We start from the raw sequence: 18,168 nt of genomic DNA on the forward strand, positions 1-18,168 counted from the left end.
GCTAGCCGGCAATCCGCCAGCCGCGTGCGGCCAGCTCTTCGGTGAGGCGGGTGACGGCCTCTGGGAGCACGGAGATCTCGGCGAGGCCGAGTTCCGCACCGGGTGAGTGCTCGAGCCGGAGGTCTTCGACGTTGACGCCGAGGGCGCCGATCTCGTTGAGGAGCCGGGCGATCTGGCCGGGTGTGTCGTCGACCATCACGGTCAGGGAGACGAAGCGGCGGTCGTGGCCGTGCTTGCCGGGCAGCCGGGAGACGCCGGCGTTGCCGCCGGCGAGTTCTTCGGCGACGCGGCGGCGGGCGCCGGGGGCCGCCGGGTCGGCGAGGGCGGTGATGAACCGGTCGAGGTCGTCGCGGTATGCGGTGAGGATCTCGCGCACCGGGGCCGCGTTCGCGCCGAGGATCTGCACCCACAGTTCGGGGTCGCTCGCAGCGACGCGCGTCACGTCGCGAAGGCCCTGGCCGGCGAGGTTGAGGGACGCGGCGGGGGCATCCGTGAGACGCCGGGCCATCAGGGTCGAGACGACCTGGGGCACATGGGAGACGAGGGCGACGCCGCGGTCGTGGTCTTCGGGACTCATCTCCACGAGGGTCGCACCGAGGTCGAGGATGAGGTCGTCGATCGCGGTGGCCTGCTGGTAGCTGATGCCGTCGTGGGCGGCGACGACCCAGGGCCGACCGAGGAAGAGGTCGGCGCGTCCGGCGAGGGTCCCCGCGTTCGCGGCCGGCGAGGGGGTGCGAGCCGATGTAGCGGGAGATGTCGGCGCCGCGGGCGCGCAGTTCGGCGAGGGGCGCGAGCTTGACGCTCGCGACATCCGTCACGATGGCGTCGGGGAAGGATTCGAGTTCGCGGGCGACGATCTCGGCGGTCACGTCCGGCGGCACGCACACGACGATGAGCTGCGGCCGGTCGCCGGCCTGGGCGGCCCGGCCGGCGCCGTAGTCGATCGCGATGCTGAGGTTCGTCGGCGAGGCGTCGGCGAGGATGACCTCGATGCCGCGCGCGCGGAGGCCGAGGCCGATGCTCGTGCCGAGCAGCCCGGTGCCGACGACGCGCACGGGCCCGATCAGGCGACTTTCGACCACGGGTGTCTCCTGACTTCGTGCGTGTTGTGCCTCTAGTATTCGGTGTCCGCCCGCGAAATCGTGAGCAGCTGACCGAGTTCAACCTTAGTCAAGTCGCGCAGGTCACCGGCCCGCAGGGTGCCGAGGTGCAGGGGTCCGAACTGGCGGCGGACGAGGTCGACGACGGGGTGGCCGACGGCCTCCATCATCCGGCGCACGATCCGGTTGCGCCCGGAGTGCAGGGTGAGCTCGACGAGGCTGAAGCCGTCGCCGGGAGGGCTCGTCAGGATCCGGGCCTTGTCGGCGTTGATCGGGCCGTCGTCGAGTTCGATGCCGGTCTTCAGCAACTGGATGGTCTGCGCGGTGACGCGGCCCTCGACTTTGGCGATATAGGTCTTCATCACGCCGAAGGAGGGGTGCGCGAGGATGTGGGCGAGGTCGCCGTCGTTGGTCAGGATGAGCAGGCCGCTCGTCATGGCGTCGAGGCGGCCGACGTTGAAGAGGCGCTCCTCGAACTGCTCGGTGAATTCGCGCAGGTCGGGTCGGCCGCTCTCGTCCTGCATCGAGGAGACGACGCCGACGGGCTTGTTGAGCATCACGTAGCGGCGGCTGGTGTCGAGCTGGATGGCGACGTTGTCGACCATGATCTGGTCGTGGTCCGGGTGGATGCGGCGTCCCAGTTCGGTGACGACCTTGCCGTTCACGCGCACCCGGCCCGCGGCGATGAGGTCTTCGGAGACCCGGCGGGAGGCGACACCGGCCGAGGCCATCACCTTCTGCAGGCGCACGCCGTCCGCGGCGGCTTCCGGGTTGGTGGGCGTGCCCTGGGGGTCGATCGTCATGGTGAATCCTCAAATCCATTTGCGCCGTCTGCGAGCAGGGGCGATAAGTAGGGCAACTCGTCGAGCGAGTTGATTCCCAGCTGTGTGAGCAGCAAGTCTGTGGTGCCGTAGTTGATCGCACCGGTCTCACTATCGGTGAAGACCTCGGTGATCAGGCCGCGCCCCACGAGGGTGCGTACGACCGAGTCCACGTTAACGGCCCTGATTGAGGCTACCGCCCCGCGGCTGATCGGTTGCTTGTATGCGATCACGGCGAGGGTCTCGAGGGCCGCCTGGGACAGTTTGCTCGGGTTCTGGGTGAGCACGAAGTCGGCGACGGCGGTGTCGTATTCCGGTCGCACGTAGATGCGCCAGCCGCCGGCGACCTCGCGCAGCTCGAAACCGCGGCGCACGGTGCCTGCCGTGCCGTCGAAGTCGGCGACGAGCCGGGCGATCGAGCGGCGCACGTCGCTCAGCGGCCTGCGGAGCGCGGTGCCGAGGTGCAGCAGGCTCTGCGGTTCGTCGGCGACCATCAGGATCGCCTCGAGAGAGCGGTCCAGGGCGGCGGCCTCGACGGCAAGTGCGCTGCCGGGTGCAGGAGCTGCGCCGGGCGTGCGGGTCGCGCCGGTTCCTGCACCGGGGCCGGCCAGGGTGTCAGTTGTCATAGTCCGCTCCGAGGTTCGCGAGGGTGTCGTCCGACCAGTCCTCGTCCGGGGACGCCGCGGCACTCCAGTGCAGGCTCAGGTCGCCGAGGGGTTCGAGCTGGTCGAAGGAGAGGAAGCCGCGCCGGTAGAGCTCGAGCACGGCGAGAAAACGCGCGATGATCACGCCGGTCAGTTCGACGTCGGCAATGAGTTCACGGAAGGTGAGCGTGTCGCCTGAGCGCAGCATCCCGACGAGCCAGGCCGCCTGCTCACGGATGCTGACCAGCGGCGCGTGCAGGTGGTCCAGCCCCACGGTGGGCACCTCACGCGGGGTGAGCGCCCGGGTGGCGAGGGCGGCGAAGTCGGCGAGGGAGAGCGTCCAGACGAGCTCAGGGGTCTGCTGCCGGAACTTGTCCTCGAGGCGCACGGAACGCACGTGCCGGCCGGACTCGACCTCGATCCGGCCGAGGAACCAGGCCGAGGCGGTCTTGAAGGCGCGGTACTGCAGGAGCCGGGCGAACAGCAGGTCCCTGGCCTCGAGCAAGGCGGCATCCTCGGCGTCGACGAGCTCGCCCTGCGGCAGGAGCCCGGCGACCTTGAGGTCGAGCAGGGTCGCGGCGACGACGAGGAATTCGCTCGCCTGGTCGAGTTCCTCGGCCTGGTCGAGCCCCTTGAGGTGGGCGATGAACTCGTCGGTGACGCGGCTGAGCGACACCTCGGTGATGTCGAGTTCGTGCTTGCCGATCAGGGAGAGCAGCAGGTCGAACGGGCCCTCGAAGTTGCCCAGGGCGACCGAGAATGTCCGCGAGGGGACGGTGTCAGGCGACAGCGCCACGCTGGATCAGTTCCCGCGCCGCCTGGCGGTAGGCCTTGGCGGCCGCGTGTTCCGGCGCGAACTCGGTGATCGGCACCCCGGCGACGCTCGCGTCTGGAAACTTCACCGTGCGGCCGATGACGGTTTCGAGCACGCTGTCGCCGAAGGCGTCGACGACGCGCTCGAGGACCTCGCGGGAGTGCAGCGTGCGCGAGTCGAACATGGTCGCGAGGATGCCGTCGAGTTCGATCGCGGGGTTGAGGCGGTCGCGCACCTTGTCGATGGTCTCGATCAGGAGGGCGACGCCGCGCAGGGCGAAGAATTCGCACTCGAGCGGGATGAGCACGCCGTGGCTCGCGGTCAGGGCGTTGACGGTGAGGATGCCGAGCGAGGGCTGGCAGTCGATCAGGATGACGTCGTAGTCGGCGGACACCTTGCGGAGCACCCGGGCGAGGATCTGCTCGCGGGCGACCTCGTTGACGAGGTGCACCTCCGCGGCGGAGAGGTCGATGTTCGCGGGCATGATGTCGAGGTTCTCGACAGCGGTCTTCTGGATGACCTCGGCCGGGGTGTACTTGTTGCCGAGCAGCAGGTCGTAGACGGTCGGCAGGTCGTGCGTGGGGATGCCGAGGCCCGCGGAGAGTGCGCCCTGGGGGTCGAAGTCGATGGCGAGCACGCGGCGGCCGTAACCGGCGAGTGCGGCACCCAGGTTGATGGTGGTCGTCGTCTTGCCGACGCCGCCCTTCTGGTTGCAGAGCGAGATGATGCGCGCGGGGCCGTGGCTTTTCAGCGCCGCGGGTTCGTCGAATTCGTGTTTCGGCCGTCCGGTTGCACCGACGACCACGTCCTCGAATCCGGGGAGTAGTGTCCGGTCAGCTTTTTCGCGCTTCACTCCGGTGTCCTCGTTCCGTCCTGCACCCATCACTCAGTCGAGTGTAGCGAGCCGATCGGCGCCCTTCCGCAAGGATCGCCGGGAAGCCGCGGTTCCGCATCCGCCTGATACCGCGGATGCCCCGGATTCAGCGGGCTCAGCGGGCGCGCGGGTGTGCCGTGGTGTACATGTCGCGGAGGGTGTCCGCCGTGACGAGGGTGTACAGCTGGGTCGTCGCGACGGAGGAGTGGCCGAGGAGTTCCTGCACGACGCGCACGTCGGCGCCGCCGGCGAGGAGGTGCGTCGCGAAGGAGTGCCGGAGCGTGTGCGGCGAGACGTGGCCCTCGAGGCCGGCGCGCTCGGCGGCGGCGCGGATCAGGAGCCAGGCGTTCTGGCGGCCGAGGCGCCGGCCGCGCAGCCCGAGGAAGAGCGCGGGGGTCGCAGGGCCGCGTGCAGAGAGCAGGGGCCTCCCCCGCACCAGGTAGGCCTCAACGGCCGCACGGGCGAAGCTGCCGACCGGAACCAGGCGTTGCTTGGCGCCCTTTCCGGTGAGCCGTATGACGTCGAGGTCGAGCACGTCGTCGACGTTGAGGTCGACGGCCTCGGAGATGCGCGCGCCGGTCGCGTAGAGCAATTCGAGGAGCGCCTTGTCGCGCAGCTGGTGAACGTCCTCGCCGTCGGTCGCCGCGAGCAGCAGGGCCACCTGCTCGATGCTGATGGCCTTCGGCAGCCGGGTCGCGAGCTTCGGCGGTTTCACGTCGTGGGCGACGTCCGCGTCGACGAGGGATTCCTCGAGCAGGAACCGGTGCAGCCCGCGCACGGTCGACAGCATCCGCGCGATCGACGCGGCCGTGAGCGGCGACTCGGATCGGGTCGCGAGGTGCCGCACGAACGCGGAGACGTGCAGCGCCGTGACCTGACCGGGTTCGGTGAGGCCCTCGGCCTCGAGCCAGCCGGCGTAGACCACGAGGTCGCGCCGATAGGCGGCGACGGTGTTCGCGCTGAGCCCGCGCTCGATCGCGACGTGCCGCAGGAACGCTTCGACCGCCGCCGCGACCGTCATCGGCCGGTGTGATTCCAATTGTTCGGGTGCCGCGGCCAGGGCAGGTCTGCGGCGCCGAGGGTGCTCCAGTTGCGTTCCTTCGCGGCGAACGCGGCGAGCACCGAGATCACGAGCGCGGGGTTCTGCACCCGGCGTGCGAGCACGGCGTCGAGGCAGTCGGCGAAGGGGACCCAGCGGATCTCCATGTCGGCTTCCTCTTCGGTGCGGTTGAAGACCTCGGGCGCGGCGGTGAGGCCGCGGGCCAGGTAGACGCGCAAGGCCTCGTTGCTGCCGCCCGGTGACGTGTAGAACTCGCTCAGAACGTGCCACTCGGCGGCGACGTAGTCGGTTTCCTCGCCCAGTTCGCGCTTGGCCGCCTCGACCGGATGCTCGTTGGCCTCGTCGAGGAGGCCGGCGGGCAGTTCCCACTCGCGCATGCCGACGGGGTGCCGGTACTGCTTGATCAGCAGCACCCGGTCGTCCTCGTCGAGGGCGAAGACGGCGACGGCACCGGTGTGGTCGACGTAGTCGCGCACGATGTCGGAGTCGCCGTAGCGGAAGGTGTCCTTGCGGATGTCCCAGACGTGGCCGGCGAAGACCACATCGGACTCGGAGACCGCCGCGGAGGCGACCTCGTCCTCGAGGAGCTCAGTCACGGCTCAGGCCTCGGCGCCGACGACCGCAGCGACGTCGACGGTCTCGTCGCCCGTGTCGTTGCCCTCATTGACCTCGAACAGGCGGCTGGCCTGCTGGCGGTCGAGTGCGGCGCCGATCAGGCCGCGGAAGAGCGGATGCGCGTGGCTCGGGCGCGAGCGGAGCTCCGGGTGCGCCTGGGTCCCGACGTAGAACGGGTGCTCTGCACGCGGCAGCTCGACGTACTCGACCAGGTGGCCGTCGGGAGAGGTCCCGGAGAACCACATGCCGGCATCCGCGATCTGTTCGCGGAACGCGTTGTTGACCTCGTAGCGGTGACGGTGGCGTTCGGAGGCCGAGGGGGCCCCGTAGAGCTCGGCGACGAGGGAGCCCGCCGCGAGGTCGGCCGGGTAGAGGCCGAGGCGCATGGTGCCGCCGAGGTCGCCGCCGGCGATGATCTCGACCTGCTCTTCCATGGTCGCGATCACGGGGAACTCGGTGTCCGGGTCGAACTCGGAGGAGGACGCCCCGGTGAGGCCGGCCTTGTTGCGGGCGTATTCGATGACCATGCACTGCAGGCCGAGACAGAGGCCGAGCACGGGGATGCCGTTCTCGCGGGCGAAGCGGAGAGCCCCGAGCTTGCCCTCGATGCCGCGCACGCCGAAGCCGCCGGGAACGCAGATCCCGTCGAGGTCGCCGAGCAGGCGGGTGGCGCCTTCCTCGGTCTCGCACTCGTCTGAGGCGATCCAGCGGACGTGGACCTTGGTCTTGTGGGCGAAGCCGCCGGCGCGGAGGGCTTCGGTGACGGAGAGGTAGGCGTCGGGCAGGTCGATGTACTTGCCGACGAGGCCGATCGTGACCTCGTGCTTGGGTTCGCGCACGGCGTCGAGCACCTTCTGCCAGCCGGTCCAGTCGACGCTCGTGACGGGCAGGCCGAGGTGGTCGGTGATGTATTTGTCGAGGCCCTGCTCGTGCAGCACGGCGGGGATCTCGTAGATGCTGGGCACGTCGACGCAGTTGACCACGGCGTCTTCGTCGACGTCGCACATCAGCGCGATCTTCCGCTTGTTGGCGTCGGAGACGGGACGGTCGCTGCGCAGCACGAGCGCGTCGGGCTGGATACCGATCGAGCGGAGCGCAGCAACGGAGTGCTGGGTGGGCTTGGTCTTCTGCTCGCCGGCCGCGCCGAGGAAGGGCACGAGGGAGACGTGCACGAAGAACACGTTCTGGCGGCCGAGCTCGTGGCGCACCTGGCGGGCGGCCTCGAGGAACGGCTGCGACTCGATGTCGCCGACGGTGCCGCCGATCTCGGAGATGATCACGTCGGGGCGCAGCGCGTCGTCGGCCTGGAGGCGCATCCGGCGCTTGATCTCGTCGGTGATGTGCGGGATGACCTGTACGGTGTCGCCGAGGTACTCGCCGCGGCGTTCCTTCGCGATCACCTGCGAATAGACCTGGCCGGTGGTGACGTTCGCGGCCTGGTTGAGGTTGATGTCGAGGAACCGCTCGTAGTGACCGATGTCGAGGTCGGTCTCCGCGCCGTCGTCCGTGACGAAGACCTCGCCGTGCTGGAACGGGTTCATCGTTCCCGGGTCCACGTTGAGGTAGGGGTCGAGCTTCTGCATGACCACGCGTAAGCCGCTGGCCGTCAGGAGATTGCCGAGGCTTGCCGCCGTCAGGCCCTTGCCTAATGAAGAAACGACACCACCAGTCACAAAGATGTGCTTGGTCGTGCCGTCTGAATTGTCCGCGTTTCTATTTTCCACCACGGGCTTCGACTCTATCATCGGATCTTCGTGGATCCGCCAGCACTCGCGAGGTTCATCAGTTCGCGGGCGTGTTCGAGGCCGCTCACGGAGTCGGGCAGGCCGGACAACAGCCGGGCCATTTCGGCGGCGCGATCGTCGCCGGTCAGCTGGCGAACACTCGACTCTGTGACGGAACCGTCGCTGTCCTTGACGACGCTCAGGTGGTTGCCCGCGAAGGCCGCGACCTGGGCGAGATGGGTCACCACGATGACCTGGGCGGTTTCGGCAAGCCGGGCGAGCCTTCTGCCGATCTCGATCGCGGCCGCGCCGCCGACGCCGGCGTCGACCTCGTCGAAGACGAAGGTCGGAACCGGGTCTGTCGCGTTGATCACGACTTCGATGGCGAGCATCACCCGGGACAGTTCGCCGCCGGACGCGCCGCGGGCGAGGGTGCGCGGTTCGGCTCCCGCGTGCGGGCGCAGGAGGATGCCGACCTGGTCGCGGCCGTGCGCGGTGAGCTCTCCTCCGCTGTCGACCTCGACGACGAGGGCGGCGTCGGGCATCGCGAGGGCACTGAGCTCGGCCGTGACGGCGGTGCCGAGGGCTGCGGCCGCCGTGGTGCGGATGCCGGTGAGCCGGTCCGCGAGCGCCTCGACGACGAGCAGCTCGGCTTCGGTGTCGACGCGGAGCTGCTCGATCCGGTCGGTGTCCCCGTCGAGTTCGAGCAGGCGGGCGCTGCCGGTGTCGAGGAAGGCGATCGCCTCGTCGAGGCCGCCGGCGTACTTGCGGGCCAGGCCGGTCAGCACGGCCCTTCGCTCCTGCACGATCTCGAGCTCGCGGGCGCCGTCGGCGTCGAGGCCGGCGAGGTAGCTCGAGAGCTGCGCGGCGACATCCGCCACGAGGAAGCCGGCATTCGCGAGGCTCTGGGCGAGCTCGGACAGGGCAGGGTCGTGGTCGCCGGCGCGTTCGAGTTGCCGGCGCGCGGCGTCGAGCAGGGTGACGGCATCCGGAAGCCCGTCGGGGTTCTCTTCCGCGGAGAGGAGTTCACGGGACTGGGCGGCGGCGAGCCGGAGCTCCTCGAGGTTGCCGAGCCGTTCGGCGCGGGCGGCGAGGTCGTCGTCTTCGGCCGCCTGCGGGGCGATCGCCTCGATCTCGTCGATGGCGGCGCGGAGGTCGGCGGCCTCGCTCGTGCGCTCGTCCTGTTCGGTGACGAGGCGGGCGAGTTCGGCGCGGTCGTCCTGCCAGCGGTGGTAGTGGGTCTCGAAGTCGGTGAGCACCGGGCCGAGTTCGGGGCCGGCGAAGCGGTCGAGGGCGGCGCGCTGGGCGCCGGCGGAGCGGAGCCGGACCTGGTCGGACTGCCCGTGCACGACGACGAGGTCGCCGCCGAGGTCGCCGAGCACGCTCGCGGGGGCGCTGCGGCCGCCGACGATGGCGCGGCTGCGGCCCTCGGCCGAAACCGAACGGCTGAGGATGAGGTCCGGGCCGTCGAGGTCTCCCCCGGCGTCGCGCACGCGGCCGGCGACGGTGCCGTCGGCGTCGACCTGCCAGCGGCCCTCGACCCAGGTCTGCTGCGCGCCGTGGCGCACGAGGCCGGGGTCTGCGCGGGCGCCGAGCAGCAGGCCGAGCGCGGTGACGACCATGGTCTTGCCCGCGCCGGTCTCGCCCGTGACGGCGGTGAAGCCGGGGCCGAGCGGGAGGGTGGCTTCCTTGATCACGCCGAGGTCGCGGATGACGAGTTCTTCGATCACGAGCGGGCCTCCCCCGCGACGGGCCTGGTCACGCGCGGCTCACTCGCGCGAGGCGCGCAGGGCTCATCCACGCGGGGCTCACTCACGCGGCGCTCACTCACGTCCGACCGGTCCGCGCCAGCCCGTGACGGGCAGGTTGAACTTGTTCACCAGGCGGTCGGTGAACGGGCCGGAGTGCAGGCGGGCGAGGCGCACCGGCACCGGGGAGCGGCGCACGATCACGCGGGATCCGGCGGGCAGGTCGTGCACCCGGCGGCCGTCGGCGCAGAGCACCGCGGCTCCGCCGTAGTGCGCGAGCACCTCGACGGCGAGCGACGAGTCCGGCCCGACGACGAGCGGGCGGGAGAAGAGCGCGTGGGCGCTGAGCGGGACGAGCAGGAGCGCGTCGAGGCTCGGCCAGACGATCGGGCCGCCCGCCGAGAAGGCGTACGCGGTCGATCCGGTCGGGGTGGACATCACGATGCCGTCGCAGCCGAAGGAGGAGAGCGGCCGGCCGTCGACCTCGACGACGACTTCGAGCATCCGCTCACGGCTCGCCTTTTCGACGGTCGCCTCGTTGAGGGCCCAGGTTTCGTAGATGACCTCGTCGCCGAGTTTGACCCGCACGGCGAGGGCCATGCGCTCTTCGACGAGGTAGTCGCGGAGCAGGGCGCGGCGCACGGCTTCGCCGAGGTCGTCGCGTTCGCTCTCGGCGAGGAAGCCGACGTGGCCGAGGTTGATGCCGAGCAGGGGCGCCGAGCAGCCGCGCACGACCTCGGCGGCGCGCAGGATGGTGCCGTCCCCGCCGAGGACGATGACGAGCTCGAGCTCGGTCGCCTGCACGGTTTCGCCGAGGATGGCGAGACGGCCGTCGAGCTCGGGGCAGGCGGCGAGGATGTCGGTGAGTTCGGTGGGCGCGAGCACGGGGGTCGCGTCAGAGGCGAGGAGCTGCTGGCAGACGGTCACAGCAGCCCGGAGCGAGTCCGTGCGCCCGGTGTGCGCGACGACAAGGATGTGCCGGGGTGATGCAGTCATCTCGTCACGCTCCCACCAGTGCCGTTGTGCGGTCGATCCATTCTGTCGGATTGCTGCCCACCCGCGCGCTCATCCAGCACAGATACTCCCGATTGCCCGCGGCGCCGACGATCGGGGATGCGATCAGGCCGTTTGTGCGGAGGCCGAGGTCCCAGCCCGCCCAGAGCACGCCGGCGATCGCGTCGGCGCGCAGGGCCGGCCGGTGCACGACGCCCTCGCGGATGCTCTCCTTGCCGACCTCGAACTGCGGCTTGATCAGCAGCACGAAATCGGCGCCCTCCGCTGCCGTCGCCACGAGGGCAGGCAGCACGGTCGGGAGTGAGATGAACGACAGGTCGCCGACGACGAGGTCGGGGCGGGTGTCGACACCGGATGCCGCGGCGAGCGTTTCCGGCGTCGCGTAGCGCAGGTTGAACCCCTCGACGGCCGCGAGGCGCGGTTCGAGGGCGAGTTCGGGGGCGAGCTGGCCGTGGCCGACGTCGACGGCGAGCACCTGTGCGGCGCCGCGTTCGAGGAGCACCTGGCTGAAGCCGCCCGTCGAGGCGCCCGCGTCGAGCACGGTCCGGCCCGCGACGGGGATGTCGAACGCATCGAGCGCCGCGATGAGTTTGTGGGCGCCGCGGCTGACGTAGTGGTCGGTCGGGGCAACGACGAGCACCTGGTCGGCGCGCACCTTGGTGGACGCCTTGACGACGGGCTGGCCGTCGACCGTCACGAGGCCTCCGGCGATCACCTGCGCCGCTACCGTGCGCGAACGCACGAGCCCGCGGTCGGCGAGGGCCGTGTCGAGGCGCTGGTCGGGCATCCGCTCAGGAACAAGCTCAGCCTCGGACCCGGAGTCCGCCCCGGCATCCGCGTTCGCCTCAGGGCCGGGGTGCACTGTCGCCGCCCTCGAGGTGCGTGCGCAGCTCGTCGTGCAACTGCGCGTATGCCGCCGCGCGGTCTTCGAGGGGCAGGTCGCCGATGTCTCCGAGCCGGGACAGGAGTTCGTCCGCCATGGTCACATTTTCGTGGCTGACGCCCTGGGGGATGTCCGCTGGGTTCTGCTGCACCCTCTCCACGTTACCGTCTGAGATACAGTCGCTCCGGAACATTCAGCCCATAGACGGGCCGGCCGGACGCCCAGATCACGGCGCACGCGGCGCGGAGCAGATTGATCCCGCCGTCGCCCTCCGCGACGATCTCGACGTCAGCACCAGTGATGCGCACGCTCGCGCCTGCGACGCTCGCAGTGGCGCGGTCCTTGGAGAACACGGTCTCCGGGTAGGGCTCGTGCAGCTGGCGCAGGTCGTCGAGGATGAAGCGGGGGCGCTCCTTCTCTGCGGCGGCGAGGGCCTGCTTGGCCTTGTCGATGCCGGTGAGCACGAGCACCGCGGGAATGCCCGCCCGGTTGGCGCCGAGGATGTCGGTGTCGAGCCTGTCGCCGATGAAGAGCGCGTGCTTCGCCTGGAAGCGGGTCATGGCTTCGTCGAAGATCGCGACCTCCGGCTTGCCGGCCACGATCGGGAGACGGCCGACGGCGCTGTGCACGGCGGCGACGAGAGTGCCGTTGCCGGGCGCGATGCCGCGGGCGACGGGGATCGTCCAGTCGGTGTTCGTCGCGACCCAGGGGATCTCGATGCCGTCTTCGTTCGGGTGCAGAGCGAAAGCCGCCTCGGCGAGGTCCTTCCAGCCGAGTTCGGGCGTGAAGCCCTGGATCACGGCTGCGGGGTGGTCGTCGGCGGAGCGGGTGATCTCGAATCCACCCTTCTCGACCTCCTTCACAAGGCCGGCTCCCCCGATGACGAGGATGCGCGCGCCGGCGGGCACCTCCTGGGCGAGCAGCCGGACGGCGGCCTGCGGCGAGGTGACGATGTCCTCGGCGCGGGCGTGCAGCCCGAGCTCGGTGAGGTGGTCGGCGACGGTCTGGTCGGTGCGGGAGGCGTTGTTGGTGAGGTAGCCGACCCGCACGGTCTCCGCGGCCTTGTTCAGGCTCTCGATCGCGAACGGGATCGCGTGCGGTCCCTGGTACACGACTCCGTCGAGGTCAGCGAGCACCACGTCGACGCCGGTGAGCGGCGTCGTCGTTTCACTCATGCGTCGGCGCCTGAGCATCGGACTCCTCGTCGGTTCCCGTCGCCGGGTCCCCTTCGGAGTCCGGCAGCACCACGTCGATGGTCTCGTCGGCGACGTCGATCTCGTCGATCTCCTCGAGCTCTTCGACCTCGTCGATTTCGGCGGCGGGCTCGTCGGTTTCGGGCTCGTCACCGTCTTCGTCGTCGTCGTCGCTCGCATCGTCGACGTCGAAGTACTCGTCGTCGGTGTCCTCTTCGTCGATCTCGAGGATCTCGATGGTCTCGTCGATGTCGGCGGCGGATGCCTGGGCGGCATCCGCGCGGTCGGCGCGCTCATTCCACTGCGCGGCCTCGTCGGTGCGGCCGAGTTCCTCGAGCACCTCGGCATAGGCGGAGAACAGCTCGGCACTGTAGGAGAACGCGGTCTTCGGGTCGAGCTGCGGGATGTCGAGCTCGGCCAGGGCGGCCTCGGTCTCCCCGAGGTCGAGACGGGCACCGGACATCGCGATCGCCAGGGCGACCTGGACGCCGGCGGGCAGGGTGGAGCGGTCGACGGAACGGCCGAGCTCGAGGGCGCGGTCCGGGCGACCGACGCCGCGTTCGCTGTCGACCATGAGCGGCAGCTGCGAGTTGGACCCGGAGATGCGGCGGTAGGTGCGCAGTTCGCGCAGAGCAAGGGCGAAGTCGCCCGTGGCGTACGCGGTGATCGCGAGGCTCTCCCGCACGACCGCGATGCGGCCGGCACGGCGGGCGGCGCTCATCACGTGACGGTGGGCGAGCTCGGGGTCTTCGTCGATGACCCGGGCGGCCATGGCGAGGTGGGCGCCGACGGCCTCGGCGTTGTCCTTGGTCAGGGTCTTGAGTTCGTTCCGTGCGATCCGGTCGAGGTCGGCAGACGAGATGTCGTCGGGGAGCTCGGGGTCGTCGTGGCGCGGGCGCACCGAACGCAGCTCGCGCTGCATCCGCTGCTCTTCGGTCATTTCCTCTTCGACGGCGCGGGCATCGCGGTCGCCGCGGGCGGGGGCGCCGTCGCGGGTCCAGAGCTTCTTGCCGGCGTCGCCACGCGGTGCTCCGGCGCGGGTGGCCGAACCGCCGCGCTGGGTCGCGTTCGCCCAGGGCTTGCGGTCGCCGCCCGACTGCGGACGCTCGGTGCGCGGTGCGTCCTTCGACCACGGCTTGCGCTCGCCGGTCTGGGGACGATCGGAGTTGCCGCGGTACGCGGGACGTTCGCCGTCGCGCTGCGGGCGGTCGGTGCGGGGCGCGTCTTTCGACCAGGGCTTGCGCTCGGCGCCGCCCTGCGGACGGTCGGAGTTGCCACGGTACGGGGCGCGCTCGCCCGACTGCGGACGGTCGGAGTTGCCACGGTACGGAGGACGCTCACCATCACGCTGCGGGCGCTCAGTGTTGCCGCGGTAGGGCGCGCGCTCACCGGACTGCGGACGCTCGGAGTTGCCACGGTACGGAGCACGGTCGCCCTGGGGGCGCTCGGAATTGCCGCGGTACGGGGCACGCTCGCCCGACTGCGGACGCTCGGAATTACCGCGGTACGGAGGACGCTCACCATCACGCTGCGGGCGCTCAGTGTTGCCGCGGTAGGGCGCGCGCTCACCGGACTGCGGACGATCGGAGTTGCCACGGTACGGAGCACGGTCGCCCTGGGGACGGTCGGAGTTCCCGCGGTAGGGGGACGCTCACCATCACGCTGCGGACGATCGGAATTGCCACGGTAAGGGGCACGCTCGCCACTCTGCGGACGCTCGTTGTTGCCGCGGTACGGAGGACGATCGCCGTCGCGCTGCGGACGGTCGCTGTTTGCACGGTACTGGGGACGATCGCCCTGGGGGCGCTCGCTGTTCCCGCGGTACGGGGCACGCTCGCCGCTCTGCGGGCGGTCGGTGTTGCCGCGATAGGCGGGACGGTCGCCGTACTGGGAGCGGTCGCCCTGGGGACGGTCATTGTTTCCGCGGTACGGTGCACGTTCGCCACCCTGCGAACGGTCGTTGGTGCCACGGTAAGGGGGACGTTCGCCGTCACGCTGGGGACGGTCGGAGTTGCCCTTATAGGGAGGACGCTCACCGTCGCGCTGAGGGCGATCGGAGCGGCCCTGATAGCCGCCGGAGCCGTTGTTGCCGCGAGCCCCGGGCGGGCGTCCGCCGTCGCGTGCGTCATTACCGTTAGTTCCTGAAGGGCTCACTGTGTCTCCTGTGTAATTGGTTGCCTCGAAGGCAGACTCGTCAAGCCTACGGCTTAACGCAAAATGGCCACCCGTTAGGTGGCCATTTTGTGTATTTCTGGTGTGGCTAAGTTAAGTCCGGCGGTGTCCTACTCTCCCACAGGGTCCCCCTGCAGTACCATCGGCGCTGAGAGTCTTAGCTTCCGGGTTCGGAATGTGACCGGGCGTTTCCCTCTCGCTATAGCCGCCGAAACATCTTTCGATGGATCGATTCTATATTTTTCAGTTATAGACCCCGACTGCCTGTGAGGGCGATGCCGGGGTTGTTCTCGACCGTACGTCGAGAACCACATAGTGGACGCTTGCAGCTTATTCAAACTGGTGTGTTATCAAATTATTGGCTTATTAGTACCGGTCAGCTCCAAGGGTCTTTAGTCCCCTCTTCCACATCCGGCCTATCAACGCAGTAGTCTAGCTGCGAGCCTCTCCCCCGAAGGGATGGAAATCTCATCTCGAAGCCGGCTTCCCGCTTAGATGCTTTCAGCGGTTATCCTGTCTCCGAACGTAGCTAATCAGCGGTGCTCCTGGCGGAACAACTGACACACCAGAGGTTCGTCCATCCCGGTCCTCTCGTACTAGGGATAGATCTTCTCAAATTTCCTGCGCGCGCAGCAGATAGGGACCGAACTGTCTCACGACGTTCTAAACCCAGCTCGCGTACCACTTTAAAAGGCGAACAGCCATACCCTTGGGACCTACTCCAGCCCCAGGGATGTGATGAGCCGACATCGAGGTGCCAAACCTGCCGTCGATATGGACTCTTGGGCAAGATCAGCCTGTTATCCCCGAGGTACCTTTTATCCGTTGAGCGACAGCGCTTCCACAAGCCACTGCCGGATCACTAGTCCCGACTTTCGTCCCTGCTCGACTTGTCAGTCTCACAGTCAAGCTCCCTTGTGCACTTACACTCGACACCTGATTGCCAACCAGGTTGAGGGAACCTTTGGGCGCCTCCGTTACTTTTTAGGAGGCAACCGCCCCAGTTAAACTACCCACCAGGCACTGTCCCTGAACCGGATCACGGTTCGAAGTTAGATATCCAATATGACCAGAGTGGTATTTCAACGTTGACTCCACCTGAACTAGCGTCCAAGCTTCAAAGCCTCCCACCTATCCTACACAAGCCACATCCGAACACCAATGCCAAGCTGTAGTAAAGGTTCACGGGGTCTTTCCGTCCTGTCTGCGCGTAACGAGCATCTTTACTCGTAATGCAATTTCGCCGAGTTCGCGGTTGAGACAGCTGGGACAGTCGTTACGCCATTCGTGCAGGTCGGAACTTACCCGACAAGGAATTTCGCTACCTTAGGATGGTTATAGTTACCACCGCCGTTTACTGGGGCTTAAATTCTCAGCTTCGCCTTGCGGCTAACCGTTCCTCTTAACCTTCCAGCACCGGGCAGGCGTCAGTCCGTATACATCGTCTTGCGACTTGGCACGGACCTGTGTTTTTAGTAAACAGTCGCTTCCCACTGGTCTCTGCGGCCTTCGAACGCTCCAGGAGTAAATCCCTTCACGCCTCCGGCCCCCCTTCTCCCGAAGTTACGGGGGCATTTTGCCGAGTTCCTTAACCACGATTCTCTCGATCTCCTTAGTATTCTCTACCTGATCACCTGAGTCGGTTTGGGGTACGGGTGACTAAAACCTCGCGTCGATGCTTTTCTTGGCAGCATAGGATCACTGATTTCGCCCTTACGGGCTACCCATCGGGTCTCAGCCTTATATGAGAGACGGATTTGCCTATCTCTCGGCCTACATCCTTAGACCGGGACAACCATCGCCCGGCTCAGCTACCTTCCTGCGTCACACCTGTTAATACGCTAACCGCACCAGCATAGGGTCGCACGCTAGGCCTCACGCTTCACCCCGAAGGGATCCATCTAGAGGATTCAGATGCTTAGCATTACTGGATTAGCTTGGACGGTTTTTCGCCAGTACAGGAATATTAAACTGTTTTCCATCGACTACGCCTGTCGGCCTCGCCTTAGGTCCCGACTTACCCAGGGCGGATTAGCCTGGCCCTGGAAACCTTGATCTTTCGGAGGACGGGTTTCTCACCCGTCTTTCGCTACTCATGCCTGCATTCTCACTCGTGTAGCCTCCACGGCTGGTTTACACCGCCGCTTCGCTGGCCACACGACGCTCTCCTACCCATCAACACGGCTGAACCAACACAACAAGTGTGCGGCTTACCAAAAATATCAATGCCACAACTTCGGTGGCGTGCTTGAGCCCCGTTACATTGTCGGCGCGGAATCACTTGACTAGTGAGCTATTACGCTCTCTTTAAAGGGTGGCTGCTTCTAAGCCAACCTCCTGGTTGTCTGTGCAACTCCACATCCTTTCCCACTTAGCACGCGCTTTGGGACCTTAGTTGGTGGTCTGGGTTGTTTCCCTCTCGACGATGAAGCTTATCCCCCACCGTCTCACTGCTGCGCTCTCACTTACCGGCATTCGGAGTTTGGCTGACGTCAGTAAGCTTTTAGGCCCCATCGGCCATCCAGTAGCTCTACCTCCGGCAAGAAACACGCAACGCTGCACCTAAATGCATTTCGGAGAGAACCAGCTATCACGAAGTTTGATTGGCCTTTCACCCCTATCCACAGCTCATCCCCTCCATTTTCAACTGAAGTGGGTTCGGTCCTCCACGACGTCTTACCGTCGCTTCAACCTGGCCATGGATAGATCACTTCGCTTCGGGTCTAGGACATGCGACTGAATCGCCCTATTAAGACTCGCTTTCGCTACGCATTCCCCTCTCGGTTAAGCTCGCCACATATCACTAACTCGCAGGCTCATTCTTCAAAAGGCACGCTGTCACCAGAATCAGACTGGCTCCAACGGTTTGTAAGCAAACGGTTTCAGGTACTATTTCACTCCCCTCCCGGGGTACTTTTCACCTTTCCCTCACGGTACTTGTTCACTATCGGTCATGTAGGAGTATTTAGGCTTATCAGGTGGTCCTGACAGATTCACACGGGATTTCTCGGGCCCCGTGCTACTTGGGATACTCTTCGGGCGATTACTGCATTTCGACTACGGGGTTCGCACCCTCTATGACCAGGCTTTCAATCCTGTTCGTCTATACAACGCTCTAACCCTCACTGTTCGGCAGAATCAGCAGAAAAGTCCCGCAACCCCGACCATGCAACGCCTGCCGGCTATCACACATGATCGGTTTAGCCTCATCCGGGTTCGCTCGCCACTACTAAGGAATCACTATTGTTTTCTCTTCCTGTGGGTACTGAGATGTTTCACTTCCCCACGTTCCCTCTACCCGCCCTATATATTCAGGCGGGAGTCACCAGGTCACCTTACGGGCCTGGCGGGGTTTCCCCATTCGGACATCCTCGGATCACAGTTCGTTTATCAACTCCCCGAGGCTTATCGCAGATTACTACGTCCTTCTTCGGCTCTACATGCCAAGGCATTCACCGTTTGCTCTTAGAAATTTGAAATCACATGAGTTTGAATCGATTAAGAAT

General features: G+C 67.0%; 13 protein-coding genes, 2 rRNA genes and 1 pseudogene. All 16 read right to left on the reverse strand.

What is annotated here, in order from left to right:
* Position 1 precedes the first annotated feature (1 nt).
* Positions 2-1,121: pseudogene (locus RGU41_RS09595) on the reverse strand (prephenate dehydrogenase).
* On the reverse strand, positions 1,115-1,903 hold the full coding sequence (locus RGU41_RS09600) for a pseudouridine synthase (RefSeq protein ID WP_322136118.1): 789 nt from the start codon (positions 1,901-1,903) through the stop codon (positions 1,115-1,117). The pseudogene RGU41_RS09595 and the gene RGU41_RS09600 overlap by 7 nt, the downstream one beginning before the upstream one ends.
* Positions 1,900-2,547 carry an SMC-Scp complex subunit ScpB gene (gene scpB / locus RGU41_RS09605; protein ID WP_134562271.1) on the reverse strand — a complete coding sequence of 216 codons (648 nt, stop codon included), beginning with the start codon at positions 2,545-2,547 and terminating at the stop codon, positions 1,900-1,902. Before scpB ends, RGU41_RS09600 begins: the two co-directional genes overlap by 4 nt.
* Positions 2,537-3,361, reverse strand: a complete 825-nt coding sequence (locus RGU41_RS09610) for a segregation and condensation protein A (protein WP_134558558.1) — start codon at positions 3,359-3,361, stop codon at positions 2,537-2,539. Before RGU41_RS09610 ends, scpB begins: the two co-directional genes overlap by 11 nt.
* Entirely contained in the window at positions 3,345-4,232 is an 888-nt protein-coding gene (locus RGU41_RS09615; protein WP_241975279.1) for a ParA family protein, read from the reverse strand. The genes RGU41_RS09610 and RGU41_RS09615 overlap by 17 nt, the downstream gene beginning before the upstream one ends.
* 136 nt (positions 4,233-4,368) lie before the next feature.
* A complete protein-coding gene (xerD, locus tag RGU41_RS09620; protein WP_322136119.1) occupies positions 4,369-5,274 on the reverse strand; it encodes a site-specific tyrosine recombinase XerD in 906 nt (301 codons plus the stop codon).
* Positions 5,271-5,909: an NUDIX domain-containing protein gene (locus RGU41_RS09625; protein ID WP_134558560.1), complete on the reverse strand. Its 639-nt coding sequence runs from the start codon at positions 5,907-5,909 to the stop codon at positions 5,271-5,273. Before RGU41_RS09625 ends, xerD begins: the two co-directional genes overlap by 4 nt.
* Positions 5,910-5,912: 3 nt before the next feature.
* Positions 5,913-7,673, reverse strand: a complete 1,761-nt coding sequence (locus tag RGU41_RS09630) for a CTP synthase (protein ID WP_134558561.1) — start codon at positions 7,671-7,673, stop codon at positions 5,913-5,915.
* A complete protein-coding gene (gene recN / locus RGU41_RS09635; protein ID WP_134562269.1) occupies positions 7,670-9,382 on the reverse strand; it encodes a DNA repair protein RecN in 1,713 nt (570 codons plus the stop codon). Before recN ends, RGU41_RS09630 begins: the two co-directional genes overlap by 4 nt.
* A gap of 93 nt (positions 9,383-9,475) precedes the next feature.
* A complete protein-coding gene (locus RGU41_RS09640; protein ID WP_134450153.1) occupies positions 9,476-10,396 on the reverse strand; it encodes an NAD kinase in 921 nt (306 codons plus the stop codon).
* 4 nt (positions 10,397-10,400) lie between these two features.
* Complete coding sequence (locus tag RGU41_RS09645) at positions 10,401-11,201, reverse strand: TlyA family RNA methyltransferase (RefSeq protein WP_134450266.1); 801 nt, start codon at positions 11,199-11,201, stop codon at positions 10,401-10,403.
* Positions 11,202-11,259: 58 nt separating this feature from the next.
* On the reverse strand, positions 11,260-11,448 hold the full coding sequence (locus tag RGU41_RS09650) for a hypothetical protein (protein WP_322136120.1): 189 nt from the start codon (positions 11,446-11,448) through the stop codon (positions 11,260-11,262).
* Positions 11,449-11,458: 10 nt separating this feature from the next.
* Positions 11,459-12,472 (reverse strand): HAD-IIA family hydrolase, encoded by a 1,014-nt coding sequence (locus RGU41_RS09655; RefSeq protein ID WP_416172936.1) that lies wholly within the window; start codon positions 12,470-12,472, stop codon positions 11,459-11,461.
* Entirely contained in the window at positions 12,465-13,430 is a 966-nt protein-coding gene (locus RGU41_RS09660) for a hypothetical protein (protein WP_322136122.1), read from the reverse strand. The genes RGU41_RS09655 and RGU41_RS09660 overlap by 8 nt, the downstream gene beginning before the upstream one ends.
* A gap of 1,329 nt (positions 13,431-14,759) precedes the next feature.
* Positions 14,760-14,875 (reverse strand): 5S ribosomal RNA (gene rrf, locus RGU41_RS09665).
* Positions 14,876-15,008: 133 nt separating this feature from the next.
* A 23S ribosomal RNA gene (locus RGU41_RS09670) occupies positions 15,009-18,141 on the reverse strand.
* Between the last annotated feature and the right edge of the window lie 27 nt (positions 18,142-18,168).

It is taken from the genome of Cryobacterium sp. 10C3 (genome assembly GCF_034314285.1).
In the GTDB taxonomy this organism is placed as follows: domain Bacteria; phylum Actinomycetota; class Actinomycetes; order Actinomycetales; family Microbacteriaceae; genus Cryobacterium; species Cryobacterium glucosi.